Raw genomic sequence first — 14,664 nt, forward strand, 5'->3', positions numbered from 1 at the left:
CTGTTACCCGAAGTCCAGCTTACTCGGAGTAGGTTACTGGCGGTAGAGTGTGCGCCATGACCACCGCCAAGCGCAAGCGCATGCCCCGAGCCGAGCGGGAACGGCAGATGATCGAGGTCGCCGAGCAGGTCTTCGGCGAGCGCGGCTACGCGATGGCGTCGATGGACGAGATCGCCGAACTGGTCGGTGTGTCCAAGCCGATGCTGTACGAGTACTTCAACTCGAAAGAGGGCCTGCTGCTGGCGTGCATCCGGCAGTCGCGGTCGGCGTTGCAAGAGGCCACCGAGCAGTCGATCGTCGGCGCGGACTCGGCACAGGAGGCGCTGCGGCGGGGGCTGCTGGCGTTCTTCGTCTTCATCCGCGAGCGCCGCCAGGCCTGGTCGCTGCTGCGGCACGAGATGGCTCTCATCGGCACTCCCGCCGCGGACGAGATCGAAGAAACCCGCCGGCAGCAGACCGACCTGATCACCGCGTTGATGAGCGGCTACTTCGACAGCGAGGACACCCTGCGCGCCGAAGCCTCGGCCGAGTTCGTCGTCGGCGCCTGCGAGCGGCTGGCCATCTGGTGCGAGCGCTTCCCGGAGGTGACCCCGGAGAAGGCCACCGAGTACGCGATGGATCTGCTCTGGGCCGGGTTGTCACAGCGAGCGATCTGACGTGCACGTGAAGATGACCGTGCATTAGGCCATTCGGTCGTCACTCAGCGCACATCTCGTCCCGTTACTTGTGACACAGAGTTTTCTTGCGGTATCGATGACACGGTAGAAAGACACACTGAGTGTCGCGCCAGCGGCCGGCAAGCAGGAATCGCGTCATGAGTTTGCGGTGGCCGGGTCTCGACCTGTGACGCATGCTGATGACGAGAGGGGTGAGGCAGTGGTGGAAACGATCACGGCGACTTACAAGCACGACAACGACGACTGGACGATCACCGTGAGCGGCCGCGGCAAGGAGCTGACCGGCAAGGCGCCGGGCATCATCGCCGCCCGCGACCGGGCCGACCAGCTCGTGGAGAAGCTCGCCCCGAACGAGCGTCCCACGGTCGTGCACCTGCTGAACGGCAACGCACTGGAGTTCACCAGCGCGTACATGGCCGCCCGCCTGACGCTGCCGGAGATCGAGCCGCTGGAAATCCCGCCGTCGGGCGGTGCCAAGGCGGCCAAGGACGTTGCCGCGCCTGCCGAATCCGACAAGGCCGAGGCTCCCGCACCGGCTGCCGCGGAGAAGGACAAGGCCGCCAAGCCCGCGTTGCCGCCGAGCAAGCAGCTCCCCAAAGAGGTCGAAGACCGCAAGCCCGACGAGGCGAGCCGCCCCGGTGTGACAGCGGGCGCGTCGGCCACGCCTCCGGTCGCACGCGCCTGATCTCGCTTTAGTTCCCGTTCAGCCCGCGTTTCTCGCGGGCCGGTTTCGCCTGCGCGCCGCCCTCGCCTGGGGGCCGGTGCAGGCCCTCCTGTTCACCCCCGCAAACAGGTGACCACCTCCAGGACAGCGCGGCAAAACCACCGCGTCACCCCTGCGGGGTAGCCCGATTCGGCGAACGTGACGCCGCCAACCGACCCAGGTGAGCGACCGCCAAACAGGTGACCTCTGGTTCGGTGGCACTTCTCACGAAGTTCACCCGGCGTAGCGATCACCGCTGTCCATCCGCCATCCAGGGCGGTATTCGGCGACCTGCCCGCGCGCGACCGAAACAGCACCCGGCGTAACCCGAAGCGCTGTTCGTCAGCGACGCGAACGGTCAGCGGAACAGCTTCCGCACCAGCAGCACGGCCACCAGCACGCCTGCCCCGATGAGCGGGTACTTGACCTTCGGGTTGTCGAGCTTCGCGCGCACGCCGTCCTTCGCCTGCTCGGCGAGTTTCTGCGGATTGGCCTTCGTGCCCAGCTGGTCGAGGGTCGCCGCCAAAGCGGTCCTCGCCTGCTCGATCTCACGCTCGATGGTCTCGGGGTCGCGAGCCACGTGCCCTCCTCGCCGCAGTCGGACTGTAGGCGGTCCACGGTAGAGGACAACCCCCGCGCGACGGCGACTGGCCACGCCGAGCGAACCCGAACGTGGCGCGCGCTACGATCACACCTGGTTCCTGGGGGCCGTAGCCCAATTGGCAGAGGCACACGGTTTAGGTCCGTGCCAGTGAGAGTTCGAGTCTCTCCGGCCCCACCCCTCCTGCGCTGAATTTCACCGCGGACTGAGATCCGGCTCGGGCGGAGCCGCCCCGATCCGCTTCCACCGGCCTCCCGCCAGATCCCCGTAAGCGATCTCGATCTTGCTCGTCGACGCGCAGTAGAGCGCGACGATCTCGTCCCCGAGATCCACCCGTGCGAGCCGCCATTCGACGTGCCACGGCTCGCCGGGAAGGAGGACCGGGCAGTCCGTGTTCGCAACGACTTTCAGCGGCGGCCGAGACGGTGGCCGGTTGGTGTGCACCGCCACAACCCGGACGTTCACCATTGGTTCGGCGCCCGCGTGGCGCACCGAGATCGGCGGGAGCTGGCCCTGTTCCCGGCCAGTTTCCCAATCCGCTTTGACGTAGTACGCCTGGATCCGCGAGCGCTCCGCCTCGCGTGCTCGCTCGTGCCGGGACTCGGCACCAGCCAGCCAGAGCGCTGCCACGACAGCAGCGAACGCTCCGACACCGCCGACCCATTGGCCGAGCCCTGCCCAATCAGCCGAACCGAGCAGCGGCCGCGAGGACACGACAACAACGACGACAGCGGCCGCGATCAGCAGCCAAGGCCAACGCCTCATCGGCAGCCGCCGATCTTGCCGGTCCGCAGCCGCATCAGGACGAGGCCGGCAACGGTGTGGTCGGGAACCAAGATCAACGGGCTCTCCCCTGTTCGCAGGTATGCCCGCAAGTCGCCGGAACCGCCGCGAGTGTTGCGCTCGCTCGCCGTTACCCGGCCATTTCCCGCGCCGCTAACCTCAATCCCCACCACGCACCGCAGCCGCCCGCGAAGACAGTCGCTCCCGAGCCCGCGTCAGCGCCTCGATCCGCTCATCCAGCACAGCCAGCCGCCGATCCACCAAAGCCACCGCGCTTGACGACAAGCGCCGCGAGGGCAGGTCTCCCTGCAGGCACGAGCCGAGCGGCCGGATGTCTTCCATCGTGAGTCCCGAGTCGAGCAGGTAGCGGATGTTCGCCACCCGCTCGATCGCGGACTCGTCGTAGTGCCGGTACCCGTTGTGGGAGCGGGCCGCGGTCAGCAAGCCCTGCTCCTCGTAGAACCTCAGCGCCCTGGTCGTCACGCCGGTGGCCTTCGCCAGCTCTCCGATCCGCACCGACCCGAGCGTACGCCGCTAAGCGATCACTGCGCCGCCGTCGACGGGCAGGACCACGCCGGTCAGGTAGTCCGCGTCGGGGCTGGCGAGCTGGACGATCCAGTGTGCGACTTCTTCCGGCCGGGCCAGGCGCCGCAAGGGAACCATCTCCTGCAGAGAGGCGTGCTGTGCTTGGGCTTGTTCGGCGGTCAGGCCCTCGCGGGCGTAGATCTCGGTGGCGACCGGGCCGGGCGCGACGGCGGTGACGCGGATGCCGCGCGGGGCGAGTTGCACTGCCCAGCTTCGGGTCAGCGACTCCAGGGCGGCTTTCGTCGCCGCGTAGAACTCGCGGCCCGCCATCGGCCAGCCGCGTTGGCCGATCGCGGTTGTCACATTGACGACGACGCCGTCGCTCAGGTGCGGCAGCACGGCTTGCACGAGGTAGACCGGCGCGAGCAGGTTCGTCGCGACTACTCCGTCGAAAGCTCCGGGCTTGATTTCGCCCAGCGCGGCCGGTTCGACGATGCCCGCGTTGTTCACCAGCACGTCGATCCGGCCGAATTCGGCGAGCGCCGCGGCGGCGATCTCCTCCGCGGCGCCCGGCGAAGTGATGTCGGCGGCGAACGGGCGGATCCGCGAGAAGCCCTCCGCGGTTTCGGCGAGCCGCTCCGCGGTGCGGCCGACGACGAGGACGTCCGCGCCTCGCCGGGCGAACTCGCGTGCGGTGACCTGTCCGATGCCCGTTCCGCCGCCGGTGACGATCACGGCCTTGCCTTGAAACTGTCCTTCACTCATGTCATCCGACGCTAAACATTGCCGTATGCGTGAAGGTCAAGCCGCTCAGCGCACGCGGTCGTAAACCAGGGCCACTTCGCCGAGGGCGCCGGTCTCCTGGTGCGCGACTGTCCACTTAGTACCCGGCAGGCCGTCGTCGAACAGGCGCGGGCCGCCGCCGGCGATTTGCGGGCAGATGGTCAGGTACAGGCGGTCGACCAAGTCCTCGGCCAGCAGCGCCTTGATCACGCTGACGCTGCTGTTGACCAGGATGTCGCCCTCGCCCTCGGCTTTGAGCGAGGCGACGACCTCGGCGGCGGGCGCGTTCACGATGCGCGTGCGCTCCCACGGGGATTCGGTGAGCGTGCTCGACAGGACCACCTTTTCCGTGTCCACCAGCCATTTCGCGTAACCGCGGTCGCGCGGGTCGGCGTTTTCGTCGGCGGCGACGGTCGGCCAGAAGCCGAGGAAGCCTTCCGCGTTGCGGCGGCCCAGCAGCGCGGTCGTCGCGTTCTCCCAGATGCGGGTCATCTGGTTGCGAGCGGTTTCCGTGGTGACGTAAGGGATGATCGCGCTCATGTCGCCGGGGCCTTCCGGGCCGTGGTAGCGGCCGTCGAGGGTCAGGGCGAGGTTGGCGGTGACACGACGTTCGGTCATGACTGGGTTTCCTTTCGGGTGATGACTTCGGTGAGGTGGTCGAGGACCTGTCCCCAGCCGGTTTCGATTCCGGCGATGGCGGACACGGCCTCGACGGTCGTCGCACTGATCTCCAGACCCAGCCGCAGCCGGGTGCCGCCGTTCGCCGCGGCGGCGAGGGCGAGGTCGTAGCGGCCGCTGAACGCGACGGCTCCGGCCGCGTCCAGCACCGACAGGTCGAACTCGAGCCGCTCGGTTTCGCGAGCGGTCCGGACCTGCCCTTCCGAGCGGTACGTGCCTTCGGCGTCGCGGTAGACGAGAACGACGCGCCCGCCCGGCTCCGGTTCGAGGACACACTCGGTGACGGTCAGGGACGGCGGGACCCACCACGACGCCAGCAGCCCGGCGTCCGTCCAGTACCGCCAGACCGTTTCCGGCGGCACCGGAAGCGCACGTTCGAAGGAGAACGCGCGGCCGTCGGCCCAGCGATCCCGGTCCGCGGCCGCGGTGTCGGCTTCGATCGCCGCGCGGTAGCGGTCGAGCACGTCGCGCTCCCCGGCGTGCGCCTCGATCGTCGCGGCCAGCTTCTGCAATTGGTCCGCATATTCCCGCAGCGGAGCCGCTTCGGCCGCGTAGACCCGCCGTTGCCCGAGCGGGGCCATGGTGACCAGGCCGGCGCGAGCGAGGGTCTGCAGGTGCTTGGTCGTCTGCGGCTGCCGCAGCCCGGTCAGCTCAGCCAGCTCGCCGACCGACCGCGGCCGCTGCGCGAGCAGTTCGACCAGCTGCCACCTGGTGGTGTCTGCGAGTGCTGCGGCGATCCCGTCCATGCACTGAAGTATTCACCACATCGAATATTCGTGTCAAGGAATTCTTTTTGCCGATCTCAGCCGGGCAGCAGCCGGGCGGCGAGGTTCCGGACCGTCAGACCCCGTTTTGTGCGCGGGACCAGCATCGATGCCGCCGCCTGGACCCCGCACTGTTTGGGCTTCACGCGCGCTCGATGGGTCGTCTCGTAGTGCGCGAACGCCTCGACGTGTCCACCGTCGGCGAGCGCCGCGGCCAGGGTGTGCGCCCCGACGATCGCGAGGCTCGAACCGTCGCCGAGCAGCGAGACGCACGACGCGGCATCGCCGACCAGCGCGACCCGGCCGTGCGACCAGCGGGGCGGATCGACCACCGCAACCGCGTCGAAGAAGACGTCGTCCGCTGCCTCGAAACGGGCCAGCAACTCCGGGACCCGCCAGCCGAGACCCCGGTAGGCGGCGGACACGATTTCCTTGCCCTGCCCGGGATCCGGCGCGCGGAAGATGAACGCGACGCCGGAGTTTCCCCGCACCGGATGGATCGCGACGAGCCGGCCCGGGGCGTTCAGCAGAACCACGTCCTCCGGGTAGTCGGACGGCTCGCCAAGCGACACCGTCCCGACATACAGCCCGGCGTGCCGGACGAACTTCTCCTCGGTGCCGAACACGAGCCGCCGCACTGCCGAATGCACGCCGTCCGCGCCGATCACCAGGTCGAACCGGCGCGGCGCACCGTGCTCGAAGGTGACGTCGACCCCGCCATCGTCCTGCTGCAACGCGGTGACGGTGTCGCCGAAGAGGATTTCAGCGTCGTCACGCGCGGATTCGTACAGCGCGGTGGCGAGATCAGCGCGCGGAACCTCGATCTCCTTGCGCACCGCCATTCGCACCGTGGTCACCGAACGCCCGCGCGCGTTGAGCACCCGCAGCCGCTTCGCGTGCGTCGCGACTTCGCGCAACCGCGGCACGACGCCCATCGCGTCGGCCACCTCCATCGCGCCCGCGCGGACGTCCACCGGGTTGCCGCTGCTGCGCTGCCCAGCCGCCCGTTCCACGACGGTCGGCCGGAAACCGTTGCGCGCCAGCCAGAACGCGAGGGTCGAGCCAGCGATCCCGGCACCGCACACGAGCACGTCACGAGTCATGCGTCCGAAGATAACCGCACTCAGTGCAGATTTGCAACGAGTGCTGGTTTGCACTCACTGCCGTATGATCGCGGCATGTCGCTCCGTGAACGCAAGCGTGCCCGCACTCGCCAGGCCCTCATCGACGCGGCCATGGACCTGTTCGAGCGCAACGGCTACGACGAGACGACGATCGCCGAGATCGCCGCAGCCGCCGAGATCGGCACGCGCACGTTCTTCAGCTACTTCGCCAGCAAGGAAGAATTGCTGTTCCCGGACGCCGAAAGCCGGGTCCAAGCGTTGCTCGGCGCCCTCGCGAACCGCGCCCCGGACGACCGGCCGATCGACCTGCTGGTCCGCGTCCTCGCCGACGGCGGCGAGGTCAGCAACGACATCATCGGCAAGCTGACCCCGTTGCGGATGCGGCTGCTCCAGACCGTGCCCGCGATCCAGAGCCGGGCGCTGCACATCCAGTTCAACGCCGAGCGCCGGATCGCCGAAATCCTCGCCGAAGCCTTCCCCGAAGAACTCGACGACCTCACCGCCGCCGCGCTGACCGGCGCGTTCGCCGGCGCGGTGCGCGGAGCGTCTCAGGCCATGCTCGACCGTTCCGACGAACTGACGCCCGAACAGCGAGCCGAAGCGACCAGGCAGGCCATCGTCACGACGCTCGCGCCGCTGCTCAAGCGTGACTGACGTGCTCCGCGCACAGGCATGCCACCGCAGTGTCGATCCACTCTCGGCCTTCCCACTCCGGATGCCGCTTGATCAGCTCGTCCCGCACTTCCGCGATCACGGTCGCCTCGGCCATCCCTGAATCGCGGCGCCGCCAGGTCTCGTCGCGCAGCAGTTCGAGGTAGGCACGCAGGTCGTCGAGCAGTTCCGGACCGCTGATGTCGCCGTGGCCGGGCACGACGATTTCCGGGCGCTGCTCCGAAAGCTTCCGCATGACCTCGATCCAGCGGATCCCGGACACGTCGGTGTCGTGCGGCGGGAACCACGGGAAGATCGCGAACTGGCCAGTCTCGGCGAGGTCGCCGGTGAACAGCACGCCCGCGTCCGGGACCGTGACGACCTGGTCGCCCTTGCTGTGCGCGCGTCCGGTCGCGCGCAGCTGCACGACGCGACCGCCGAGGTCGAGGTCGTGCGCTGAGTCGTAGACGACGTCGGGGGCCGGCAGTTCGACGCCCTCCAGCTCGCGCGCGACCGGCTCCCCCAGACCGCGGAACATCCGCAGGTAACCGGGGCCTTTCTCGGCGAGGTCGGTCGCCTGGGCGCGGTTGACCAGGTAGGTCGCGGCACCGGCGAAAGTCTGGGCGCCGAACGCGTGCTCGGGGTGGAAATGCGTGGTGGTCAAGTAAATCCGGCGTCCGCGCGCATACTCGGTCGCGAAGTTCAGCACGGTTTCCGCGTTGCGCGGCCCCATGCCGGTCTCGACGACGAGCACGGAATGCGTCCCGCCGACCACGCCGACGTTCGGCACGAGCTGCACGCCCTGGTTCGGGACCACGACGAGGTCGCGGGCGAGTTCGCGCACCTGTGCGGTCTGCACGACGGGATCGGGATACGGATAGTCGGCCATCGCCGGGGCTCCTCGACAAGTGCGGGATCAGTGATGGTTCCAGTCCAGCGCCGGGCCCGCACGGTGTCCAAGACCGATCCGCTTTTCCCGATACCGCGCGGGTATTGTCGCTGGTTGTGGATCTCCGTTCGCTCCGGTACTTCGTCGCGGTCGCCGAGGAACGCCACTTCGGCCGGGCGGCTGCGCGGCTGCACATGACCCAGCCGCCGCTGAGCCGCGCGATCAAACAGCTCGAAACCGACCTCGGCGCGATCCTGCTGGAGCGTTCACCGGCCGGGGTCGCGCTCACCGCCGCCGGAACAGCGCTCTACGACGAGGCCCGCACCCTGCTCGAAGGCGCGGACCAGGTCCGCGCGAAGGTCGCCGCGGCGGCCGGAGCGGGAACGCTCACGCTCGGCACCCTCGCCGACAGCTCGGAACCGGTCGGGATCCGGCTCGCGGGCGAATTCCGCGAACGGCATCCCGGCGTGCGGATCAGCGTCCGAGAGGCCGATCTCACCGACCCGACCACCGGCCTGCGCGCCGGGCTCGTGGACGTCGCGCTCACCCGGATTCCGTTCGACACCACCGGAATCCGCACGCACGTGCTGCGCTCCGACCCGATGGGCGTCGTCCTGCGCGCGGACGATCCGCTGGCCGGACGCGACGAGGTGCACCACGAGGACCTCGCCGACCGGACGTGGTTCCGGTTCCCGGACGGCACCGACCCGCAGTGGCAGGCGTTCTGGAGCGGCGGCGGAACCGGCGGCCCGGTCGTACGGACGGTGCACGAATGCCTGCAAGCCGTGCTGTGGAACGGAACCGTCGGGCTCGCGCCGCTCGCGCACTCGTTTCCCGAAGGCGTCACGACAGTCCCGCTCGCCGGCTGCCCGCCGAGCCAGCTCGTGGTCGCCTGGCGCGAGGACTCGACGCCGCCGCTGGTCCGCTCGTTCGTAGAACTCGCCGTGCGCATCGCCGGGCTCGACGGCCGCGAAGCCGCCGCGAACCCGTAGGCTGGGCCCGGACATCGGGGAGGTGTGGGCCGTGCCGGAACGCAATCCGCTGCGGATCCTGCGCAAATGCGCGGACTGGTTCGAAAACCGCGGCGTGTACATCCCCGGCGAGGAAAGCCGCGCGGTCGACCCGGTGCGCGATTTCGGCTGGCTCATGGTCGCCTGGGGCGCGGGGGTCGCGGTGTTCATCCTGTTGTTCGCGTTCGCGGTCTGAATCCCGACCTGCGTCTGTTGACATCGAGGTGACGACTGTCACCCCCCGTGCTCTTTCGATCACGGATCGGCCACGGGTGTACACCAGGTCCGCGTCTTCCGCACCGTGACGGCATTAGTGCCGCCAGAGTGGAGCGGGTCCGCCCGGCAACTACGCCGAACGGCACACCGCCCCACCCCGACTGGAGTACCCCCGCGATGGCGCCCCCGCGCACCCCGAAACTGCTGATGACCGCCTGCCTGCTGTTCTCCGTGGCAGCCTGCGGCGGCGTCAACGCTCGGGAAGGCTCCGCCGCGATGGGCGTCGGCAACCCGGCGGCGCAGCCCGCGGCCGCGCAGGCCTCCGGCGACCTGCAGTTCGGCGCCAACCATCGCTTCGCCAGCGGGATCACGGTCTCGCTGTCGGCCCCGCAGTCCTTCCAGCCGAGCCCGGCCGCGTATCCCCGCAGTGCTCGTGCGGCGGCGTTCTACATCCAGGTCACGAACAACGGCACCGATCCGTACCGGGTTTCCGCGCTGTCGGTCACCGCGACGGTCGCCGGGAAGCCGGCGAAGCAGATCGTGGACGCCACGCAGGGCCTTGGCGGCGTTTCCGACGCCGGGAAAGACCTGATGCCGGGCCGGTCTACGCAGGTCACGCTCGCTTTCGCGGTGCCGGCCGACAGTGCCCGGATGGCCGTGCAGGTGCGGCCGAGCACTGGTGAGCCCGCCGTCGTCACGTATTGCGGAGACGCCTGAATTACTCTCGTCCCCATGACCGACCAGCGACTTGCCGTGGGCGACGAAGCGCCCGGATTCACCCTGCCGGACAGCACCGGCAAGAACGTCTCGCTCAGCGACTTCCGCGGCCAGGCCGTGGTGGTGTACTTCTACCCGGCCGCGGGCACGCCCGGATGCACCAAGCAGGCCTGCGATTTCCGGGACAATCTCGCGGAGCTGAACGACGCGGGGTATCAGGTTCTGGGGATTTCGCCGGACAAGCCGGAGAAGCTGGCCAAGTTCGTCGAGGCGGAGAAGCTGACCTTCCCGCTGCTGTCCGATGTGGACAAAGAAGTGCTGTCCGCGTGGGGCGCGTTCGGGGAGAAGAAGAATTACGGGAGGATCGTGCAGGGCGTGATCCGCTCTACGTTCATCGTGGACGCGGAGGGGAAGATCGCCAAGGCCGCCTACAACGTGCGGGCTACCGGGCACGTGGCGAAGCTGATCCGGGATCTGGGGATTTCCGCCTGAGTTGCTTCCCGCGGCGCGGAGAGGCTGGACCGGCCTCTCCGCGCGATCGGTCAGCGACGCACCTGATAGCGCAGGTGCAGCACCCGGTCGCCCTGAACCGCGTCGGGGTTCTCCAGCAGGTGCTGTGCGGTGACTGAGCCGAAGTAGCGCTTGCCGGATCCGAAGACCACCGGCACCACGTCCATGCGCACCTCGTCGACCAGGCCCGCGGCTAGTGCTTGACCGCCGACGTCGCCGGCCGCGATCTCGACAACGCGGTCGCCCGCGAGTTCTTGTGCCTTGGCCACGGCCGCCTTGACGCCGTCGACGAAGTGGAACGGCGCCTGGGGGTCCCAGCCTTCGGGTGCTGGGCGGTGGGTCACGACGACCACATGGTCGATCCCGCTCGGCGGTTTCCCGTCCCAGCCGTCGGTCAGGTCGAAGACGTGGCGGCCCGCGACGGTCGCTCCGATCCGGTCCCAGTACGAGCGGGTGTAGTCGTACGAGGCCTGCGACACCTTCAGTACGCCGCTCTCGTCCAGCGGGACGTCGCCGCTGGTCAGCCAGTCGAACAGCGGACCGGGCTGGTCGTTTTCGTCGGCGATGAAGCCGTCCGCCGACACCGAGCTGTACATGACGACCTTGCCCACGGGGGTTCTCCTCTGCTTCAGGTGGCCCCAAATTAGCCGGTCGCGCGCGGTCGCTCTTGTAAGAAATCAATCGGCGGGCAGCGGCCAGCCGTCCAGGGTGTGGCCGGGATGTTCGCGCCGGAACCGCCGCCGGACTTCGAGGTACTGGGTCGGCGTGAAACCGGTGAACGCCCGGAACTCGTGGCCGAAGTGGGCCTGGTCGAAGTAGCCCGCGCGACCGGCGAGGTCGCTCCAGTCGATCGGTCCGGCGAGGTCGATCGCGAACACGGTGGCGGTGAAGCGGTGGGTGCGGGCCAAGCGCTTCGGGGTGACGCCGACGAGCGCCTTGAACCGTTGTGCCAAGTGGGTGCTGCTGACCCCGGCGGCCTCGCTCAGAGCGCCGATCGCTACCGCGCCGCTGGTCGCCGCGATGATGCTGCTCGTGTGGCGGACCAGGCCCAAGCCAGCGGTATCGGTCAGCCGTCGCATCAGTTCGTCTTCGAGAAGCGCCAGCATTTCGTGCGGTCCGGTCGCCGTAGCTAGCCGGTCGCGCAGTTCGGCGATGGCGGGTCGGCCCCAGACCTGTTCTATCGTCACCGGCCGGTCGCACAGTTCGGCTGCGGGCATCGGCAGGAACGGTGCCAGGCCCCATGGTTTGAAGTGCACGCCGACGGAACAAGTCTCGGGCGGGTAGCCGAATTCGTACGCGCGAGTCGGCATGGTGATCACGCAGCCGTCGGCGTACTCGGCTGTCTCGAGATCGATGCGGATCCGGAACGGCGCGCCGAGATTGACGATGAGCAGCGCGGAAGGCGCCGGTGGCAACGTCAGCCGGGCGTACGGCGGCGTGCCCGCCAGGCAGTAGAGGTCGTCGATCAGCCCGTCCAGCGGCGGCCTCGGCGCTCGGGACGCGTACTCCACGCACCCAGCATTGCCGAGAAACGCCAGCCAGCGCTACTCCCGGGGGAATCGCAGAGTGAAGGTGGTGCCGTGCCCGGGGGTGCTGGTGGCGGTGACTTCGCCGCCGTGAGCTTCGGCTAGTTTCCGGACGATTGCCAGGCCTAGCCCGCTGCCGCCGGACACTCGGCTTCGGGAAGGATCCGCGCGCCAGAAACGGTCGAAAACCCGGGGCAGATCCTCGGGGGCGATACCGGTGCCAGTATCGGTTACTTCGAAGATCGCGTCGTTCTCGACTTGCTTCGCGGTGACGGTGACCGAACCGCCGGGCGGGGTGTGGCGGATCGCGTTCGAGACCAGGTTGTCCAGGACTTGGCGCAAGCGCACGGGATCCGCGGTGATGGCCGGGTTTTCCATGGGCGGGACGGACAACCGGACGTCGGCGGATTCGGCGCGCGGGGCGTGCGCGGCGGCGAGGTGGGCGAGCAGGGTGTTGGCGTCGACGGGTTCGGGGTGGACGCGCAGCGCTCCGGCGTCGGCCAGGGCCAGGTCTTGCAGGTCGTCCACGATGTGCTGCAAGTGGACCGCCTCTTCCAGCAGGGAGGCGACCAGTTCGTCGTCGAACTGGCTGATGCCGTCCTGCGCCGCTTCCAGCCAGCCTCGGATGGTGGCCAGCGGGGTGCGCAGTTCGTGCGCGACGTCGCTGACCATCGCTTTGCGGGCGTTCTCCAGCTCTTCCCTTGCCCGCGCCATCTCGTTGAACGCGGTGGCCAGCCGGGCGATCTCGTCCTTGCCTTTGACCCGGACCCTGGCGCCCGTCTCGCCGGCTTTCAGGCGCTGGGCCGCGCCGGTCAACGCGCGAAGAGGGCGGATCAGGCGGATCGACGCCAGTGCGGTGACGATGACCGTCAGCAGCAGGATCGCAGCGGTGACGGCGACCAGTTTCGTGCGGTTTTCCGGGGAGAGGGTGAAGCCGGTCGGCGGCTGGTCGGTGCCCTTTTCGGTGATGTAGAGCCAGGCCGCGGGGGCTACGAAGGGGGTCAGCTGCTCTTTGCGGGCCGAGGTCACGCAGTTGGTGATCGTCTGGTCGGTGGCCTGCACGACCGGGCCGTCGAAGGTCCACAACAGACCCAGTTTGGCTACCGGGACCGTGCTGTCGTTGCGGCCGAGACAGGCGTCGATCAGGCCGGACAGCTTGGCCAGGGCGGCTCGCTCGGTCTCGGTCGGGCGTTCGAGCAGAGCGGTGCCGCATTGGGCGGTGCCTGCCGGGGCGATGACCCGCGGGTGGCCGCTCGGGGAGATTTCCAGGCTGCCGAGGCCGGTTCTGCGCTGGGTGCAGGACAGGACCTTGTCGGCAATTTCCTGGAGCTCCTCGCGTTCGTCGGCGGGGAGTTTGTACGGGCCGACCGCGTCGGGGTCGATGCGGTCCGGGGTGGATTTGACGCCCAGCCGGGTGTCGACCGCCAACGGATCGATGACCGCGGACGGCTGCGGCGGGAGTGTGCCCGGATTCTGTTCCGAACTCGCGATCAGCTTTCCCTGCGGGGTGGTCAGGACGATTTTACGGCCGGTTTTCTCCGCGTAGTCACTGATTGTTCTGGTCGCTCCGGACCAGGTCGGATGGGTGGCCGCGTACGAAAGGAGGGCCTGGTAGATCGTGCCGTCGTCGGCGAAGAGCTGGCCCTGTTCCCGTTCGATGGCACCGGAAGTGGTCCGGGAGGCCAGCCAGGCGGTGGCGGCGATGGCACACACCGCGATGGCCGCGGTTACCGCGAAGAGGCGGAAGAGCAGGCTACGGGGCATCGGACTTCGCGGTCAGTTTGTAGCCCACGCCGTAAACCGTCAGGAGTTTCGCGGGTTTTCTGGGATTGGCCTCGATTTTCTTTCTGAGGTTCATGACGTGCACGTCAATGGCGCGCTGAGTGATGTAGCGGTCGAAGCCGTGCAGATGTTCCAGCAGTTGCGCCCTGGTGAAAACCTGGTCCGGCCGGGCGGCCATGACCTCCAGGATCCGGAATTCCCCCGGGGTAGTTTCGATCGGGTTTCCGCTTACCGCGACCTCGTGCCTTTCCTTGTCGACGGTCAGGGTGCCGACTTTGATCGGACCGTCTTTGGCCGAGTGCGTTCTCCGGAGGAGGGTCCGGACCCTCGCCATGAGCTCGCGCGGGCTGTAGGGCTTGGTGACGTAATCGTCCGCGCCAAGGTCGAGGCCCTGGAGCAGGTCGTCCTCGGTCGAGCGGGCGGTGAGCATGAGGATCGGCAGGTCGGACGAGGCCCGGATGGTCCGGCAGACGGTCAGGCCGTTCATGCCCGGGAGCATCACGTCCAGGATCAGGAGATCGGGTTCCGCCGTGCGGATTTCCGCCAGTGCGGCCTCGCCGGTGGGCGCGACGATCACGGTGTGCTGCTCGTGTTCCAGGTAGCGGCGGACCAGTTCCGCTTGTTTGGGATCGTCTTCGGCTAGGACGATATTGGCGCACATGCCTGCCGAGACTAGCCGCAGGCCCACCCCGGAGCCACCAGCGCGGCTCCGGGGCAGGCGCGGC

The 14,664-nt window shown here is 68.6% G+C and carries 19 protein-coding genes and 1 tRNA gene; 8 read left to right on the plus strand and 12 right to left on the minus strand.

The genetic code is table 11. From position 1 onward, the window contains the following. Positions 1–56 precede the first annotated feature (56 nt). Positions 57–656, plus strand: a complete 600-nt coding sequence (locus L3Q65_RS27115) for a TetR/AcrR family transcriptional regulator (RefSeq protein ID WP_037815230.1) — start codon at positions 57–59, stop codon at positions 654–656. A gap of 220 nt (positions 657–876) precedes the next feature. Further along, positions 877–1,362 carry a hypothetical protein gene (locus L3Q65_RS27120; protein WP_237597009.1) on the plus strand — a complete coding sequence of 162 codons (486 nt, stop codon included), beginning with the start codon at positions 877–879 and terminating at the stop codon, positions 1,360–1,362. A gap of 376 nt (positions 1,363–1,738) precedes the next feature. On the opposite strand, the gene L3Q65_RS27125 is transcribed toward L3Q65_RS27120, so the two are convergent. Then, on the minus strand, positions 1,739–1,960 hold the full coding sequence (locus L3Q65_RS27125; protein ID WP_037358573.1) for a DUF3618 domain-containing protein: 222 nt from the start codon (positions 1,958–1,960) through the stop codon (positions 1,739–1,741). 124 nt (positions 1,961–2,084) lie between these two features. Here L3Q65_RS27125 and L3Q65_RS27130 point away from each other — a divergent pair. Continuing rightward, positions 2,085–2,158 (plus strand) — tRNA-Leu (locus L3Q65_RS27130). Positions 2,159–2,176: 18 nt separating this feature from the next. Here the strand turns inward: L3Q65_RS27130 and L3Q65_RS27135 are convergent. From L3Q65_RS27135 to L3Q65_RS27160, 6 genes are all read right to left on the minus strand, one after another. After that, positions 2,177–2,746, minus strand: a complete 570-nt coding sequence (locus L3Q65_RS27135; RefSeq protein ID WP_237597010.1) for a hypothetical protein — start codon at positions 2,744–2,746, stop codon at positions 2,177–2,179. A 177-nt stretch (positions 2,747–2,923) separates the two neighbouring features. Further along, positions 2,924–3,280 carry a MerR family transcriptional regulator gene (locus L3Q65_RS27140; RefSeq protein ID WP_182891040.1) on the minus strand — a complete coding sequence of 119 codons (357 nt, stop codon included), beginning with the start codon at positions 3,278–3,280 and terminating at the stop codon, positions 2,924–2,926. Positions 3,281–3,298: 18 nt separating this feature from the next. Continuing rightward, a complete protein-coding gene (locus L3Q65_RS27145; RefSeq protein ID WP_182891039.1) occupies positions 3,299–4,054 on the minus strand; it encodes an SDR family NAD(P)-dependent oxidoreductase in 756 nt (251 codons plus the stop codon). Between the two features lie 45 nt (positions 4,055–4,099). Further along, the gene (locus L3Q65_RS27150) at positions 4,100–4,690 is read right to left on the minus strand and encodes a dihydrofolate reductase family protein (RefSeq protein ID WP_237597011.1); all 591 of its coding nucleotides are present in this window, start codon (positions 4,688–4,690) and stop codon (positions 4,100–4,102) included. After that, the gene (locus L3Q65_RS27155) at positions 4,687–5,496 is read right to left on the minus strand and encodes a metalloregulator ArsR/SmtB family transcription factor (protein ID WP_237597012.1); all 810 of its coding nucleotides are present in this window, start codon (positions 5,494–5,496) and stop codon (positions 4,687–4,689) included. The genes L3Q65_RS27150 and L3Q65_RS27155 overlap by 4 nt, the downstream gene beginning before the upstream one ends. A gap of 56 nt (positions 5,497–5,552) precedes the next feature. Then, a complete protein-coding gene (locus L3Q65_RS27160; RefSeq protein ID WP_237597013.1) occupies positions 5,553–6,617 on the minus strand; it encodes an FAD-dependent oxidoreductase in 1,065 nt (354 codons plus the stop codon). Positions 6,618–6,692: 75 nt separating this feature from the next. Between L3Q65_RS27160 and L3Q65_RS27165 the strand changes: the two genes are divergently transcribed. Continuing rightward, a complete protein-coding gene (locus tag L3Q65_RS27165; protein ID WP_237597014.1) occupies positions 6,693–7,292 on the plus strand; it encodes a TetR/AcrR family transcriptional regulator in 600 nt (199 codons plus the stop codon). On the opposite strand, the gene L3Q65_RS27170 is transcribed toward L3Q65_RS27165, so the two are convergent. Further along, positions 7,279–8,178: an MBL fold metallo-hydrolase gene (locus L3Q65_RS27170; RefSeq protein WP_237597015.1), complete on the minus strand. Its 900-nt coding sequence runs from the start codon at positions 8,176–8,178 to the stop codon at positions 7,279–7,281. The two genes, L3Q65_RS27165 and L3Q65_RS27170, sit on opposite strands and share 14 nt — an antisense overlap. A gap of 116 nt (positions 8,179–8,294) precedes the next feature. On the opposite strand from L3Q65_RS27170, the gene L3Q65_RS27175 reads away from it, so the two are divergent. The 4 genes from L3Q65_RS27175 to bcp all read left to right on the plus strand — a co-directional run bounded on the left by L3Q65_RS27175 (position 8,295) and on the right by bcp (position 10,613). Beyond that, positions 8,295–9,170, plus strand: coding sequence for a LysR family transcriptional regulator (locus tag L3Q65_RS27175; RefSeq protein ID WP_237597016.1), 876 nt, complete (start codon positions 8,295–8,297; stop codon positions 9,168–9,170). A 31-nt stretch (positions 9,171–9,201) separates the two neighbouring features. After that, the gene (locus L3Q65_RS27180; RefSeq protein ID WP_037358542.1) at positions 9,202–9,384 is read left to right on the plus strand and encodes a hypothetical protein; all 183 of its coding nucleotides are present in this window, start codon (positions 9,202–9,204) and stop codon (positions 9,382–9,384) included. A gap of 197 nt (positions 9,385–9,581) precedes the next feature. Beyond that, positions 9,582–10,121 (plus strand): hypothetical protein, encoded by a 540-nt coding sequence (locus L3Q65_RS27185; protein WP_182891032.1) that lies wholly within the window; start codon positions 9,582–9,584, stop codon positions 10,119–10,121. A gap of 15 nt (positions 10,122–10,136) precedes the next feature. Then, positions 10,137–10,613, plus strand: coding sequence for a thioredoxin-dependent thiol peroxidase (gene bcp, locus L3Q65_RS27190; RefSeq protein WP_182891031.1), 477 nt, complete (start codon positions 10,137–10,139; stop codon positions 10,611–10,613). Positions 10,614–10,663: 50 nt separating this feature from the next. On the opposite strand, the gene L3Q65_RS27195 is transcribed toward bcp, so the two are convergent. From L3Q65_RS27195 to L3Q65_RS27210, 4 genes are all read right to left on the minus strand, one after another. Continuing rightward, positions 10,664–11,242 carry a dihydrofolate reductase family protein gene (locus tag L3Q65_RS27195; protein ID WP_182891030.1) on the minus strand — a complete coding sequence of 193 codons (579 nt, stop codon included), beginning with the start codon at positions 11,240–11,242 and terminating at the stop codon, positions 10,664–10,666. Between the two features lie 66 nt (positions 11,243–11,308). Beyond that, positions 11,309–12,142 (minus strand): AraC family transcriptional regulator, encoded by an 834-nt coding sequence (locus L3Q65_RS27200; protein WP_237597017.1) that lies wholly within the window; start codon positions 12,140–12,142, stop codon positions 11,309–11,311. 33 nt (positions 12,143–12,175) lie between these two features. Then, positions 12,176–13,921, minus strand: coding sequence for a cell wall metabolism sensor histidine kinase WalK (locus L3Q65_RS27205; RefSeq protein ID WP_182891028.1), 1,746 nt, complete (start codon positions 13,919–13,921; stop codon positions 12,176–12,178). Continuing rightward, entirely contained in the window at positions 13,911–14,600 is a 690-nt protein-coding gene (locus L3Q65_RS27210; protein WP_182891027.1) for a response regulator transcription factor, read from the minus strand. The genes L3Q65_RS27205 and L3Q65_RS27210 overlap by 11 nt, the downstream gene beginning before the upstream one ends. Positions 14,601–14,664: the final 64 nt, after the last annotated feature.

The organism is Amycolatopsis sp. FU40 (genome assembly GCF_021903635.1).
In the GTDB taxonomy this organism is placed as follows: domain Bacteria; phylum Actinomycetota; class Actinomycetes; order Mycobacteriales; family Pseudonocardiaceae; genus Amycolatopsis; species Amycolatopsis dendrobii.

Excerpts from the sequence above, each read along its gene's own strand:
- L3Q65_RS27145 (WP_182891039.1), bottom strand. The coding sequence starts at position 4,054 with ATGAGTGAAGGACAGTTTCAAGGCAAGGCCGTGATCGTCACCGGCGGC.
- L3Q65_RS27160 (WP_237597013.1), bottom strand. The coding sequence starts at position 6,617 with ATGACTCGTGACGTGCTCGTGTGCGGTGCCGGGATCGCTGGCTCGACC.
- bcp (WP_182891031.1), top strand. The coding sequence starts at position 10,137 with ATGACCGACCAGCGACTTGCCGTGGGCGACGAAGCGCCCGGATTCACC.
- L3Q65_RS27205 (WP_182891028.1), bottom strand. The coding sequence starts at position 13,921 with ATGCCCCGTAGCCTGCTCTTCCGCCTCTTCGCGGTAACCGCGGCCATC.
- L3Q65_RS27115 (WP_037815230.1), top strand. The coding sequence starts at position 57 with ATGACCACCGCCAAGCGCAAGCGCATGCCCCGAGCCGAGCGGGAACGG.
- L3Q65_RS27135 (WP_237597010.1), bottom strand. The coding sequence starts at position 2,746 with ATGAGGCGTTGGCCTTGGCTGCTGATCGCGGCCGCTGTCGTCGTTGTT.
- L3Q65_RS27155 (WP_237597012.1), bottom strand. The coding sequence starts at position 5,496 with ATGGACGGGATCGCCGCAGCACTCGCAGACACCACCAGGTGGCAGCTG.
- L3Q65_RS27185 (WP_182891032.1), top strand. The coding sequence starts at position 9,582 with ATGGCGCCCCCGCGCACCCCGAAACTGCTGATGACCGCCTGCCTGCTG.
- L3Q65_RS27170 (WP_237597015.1), bottom strand. The coding sequence starts at position 8,178 with ATGGCCGACTATCCGTATCCCGATCCCGTCGTGCAGACCGCACAGGTG.
- L3Q65_RS27150 (WP_237597011.1), bottom strand. The coding sequence starts at position 4,690 with ATGACCGAACGTCGTGTCACCGCCAACCTCGCCCTGACCCTCGACGGC.
- L3Q65_RS27165 (WP_237597014.1), top strand. The coding sequence starts at position 6,693 with ATGTCGCTCCGTGAACGCAAGCGTGCCCGCACTCGCCAGGCCCTCATC.
- L3Q65_RS27210 (WP_182891027.1), bottom strand. The coding sequence starts at position 14,600 with ATGTGCGCCAATATCGTCCTAGCCGAAGACGATCCCAAACAAGCGGAA.